Genomic DNA, 1,412 nt, shown 5'->3' with positions numbered 1-1,412 from the left:
GCGGCCATGTTGCGCAATCGCCTCAAGAAGAACGTGAAGACCATTGGGCAGTGGGCAAGAAAGCAGGGCATTGGTTGCTACCGCCTCTACGATGCCGATATGCCGGAGTTTGCGTTGGCGATCGATATCTATGAGGGGCGGGTGCACGTGCAGGAGTATGCGGCCCCGAAATCGGTGGATGAGCGTGCTGCTCGAGAACGCCTGGCGGAGGCCCTTTCAGTCATTCCCGAAGCACTGGGAGTGGAGCCGGAGGATATGGTGTGCAAGCAGCGCCAGCGGCAAACCGGCACCAATCAGTACGAGAAGCAGGCAGTCAGTGGCGAGTTTTTCAGGGTTCACGAACACGGCTGCGTTTTGAAGGTGAACCTCAAGGATTATCTGGACACGGGTCTGTTTCTGGATCATCGGCCGGTGCGGCACTGGATTCAGCAGCACTCGGCAAACCAGCGATTCCTGAACCTGTTCTGTTATACCGGCGCGGCCACTGTTCACGCTGTTGTTGGAGGCGCCAGCCGCTCGCTCAGTCTGGATATGTCAAAGACGTATGTCGGCTGGGCCGAGGAGAACCTTGCGCTGAACGGAGCCGACCTCAAGAAGCATCGGGTAGAGCAGGCAGACTGCCTGGCCTGGCTGGCAGACCGGAAAACGGCGGACCAACGGTTTGACCTGATTTTCATGGATCCGCCGACCTTTTCCAACTCTGCCCGTATGGCCGGCGTTCTGGATATCCAGAAGGATCATCCCACGCTGGTCAGGCAGGCCATGGCAAGGTTGAGTTCCGACGGGTTGCTGATCTTTTCCAACAATTTCCGACGCTTCAAGCTGGACGAGACACTGGAAAGCGAGTTCGAGGTTGCTGAAGTGACGCGGGATACCCTGGACAAGGATTTTCAACGCAACGCCCGGATTCACCGGTGCTGGCATATTCGCCACAAGGCTTAATGGCGATCTGGTAGCGGGTCGGATCAGCAACACGAGATCCGGCCGGCCGTTCAGAACTCGTAGCGCAGTCCGCCGGAAAACTGGAAGGTGTTCACATCCGTTCCTGTGTCTTCGAAAAGCTTTCCGCCTTCGAAGACCAGAAACGTATCGTCCATCACTTCGAAATCAAGCCCTGCAATCCAGCTGATGGAGAAGCCGCTGTCCGGGAACTCGCCTTCGAGATCCAGGTAGGGGTTGTTGCGATCATTTGCGGGGTCGCTGATCTCGCCTTCGCCGTGGATATAGGAAAAGCCGAACTGGCCGTAGAGGTTTGCATAGTCGGTGATCGGGTAGTGCAGGCCCATGTACCAGCTGGCGTAGTAGTCAACGCTGAGCGTCAGGTCACTGTCCGGTACCTCGGCGTCTTTGAAGCCGCCACCGGCCCGCAGCTCGGCGTGAAACAGATCGGTTATGTGGCCACCCACCACCAG

2 protein-coding genes are annotated in these 1,412 nt (G+C 57.7%); one reads left to right on the top strand and one right to left on the bottom strand.

Going from position 1 to position 1,412, the window contains the following annotated elements; genetic code table 11:
* Positions 1–942 (top strand): bifunctional 23S rRNA (guanine(2069)-N(7))-methyltransferase RlmK/23S rRNA (guanine(2445)-N(2))-methyltransferase RlmL (rlmKL, locus tag B2W52_RS21610; protein ID WP_286804046.1); only part of this gene is annotated, 942 nt, incomplete at its 5' end.
* Between the two features lie 50 nt (positions 943–992).
* Here rlmKL and B2W52_RS21605 read toward each other — a convergent pair.
* Positions 993–1,412: outer membrane beta-barrel protein (locus B2W52_RS21605; RefSeq protein ID WP_286804045.1), on the bottom strand; the 420-nt coding region annotated here is incomplete at its 5' end.

Source organism: Marinobacter sp. UBA2498 (assembly GCF_002341575.1).
In the GTDB taxonomy this organism is placed as follows: Bacteria; Pseudomonadota; Gammaproteobacteria; order Pseudomonadales; family Oleiphilaceae; genus Marinobacter; species Marinobacter manganoxydans.
The sequence above is the reverse complement of the archived record's forward strand: the minus strand, read 5'-3'. Positions and strand labels throughout refer to the sequence as shown.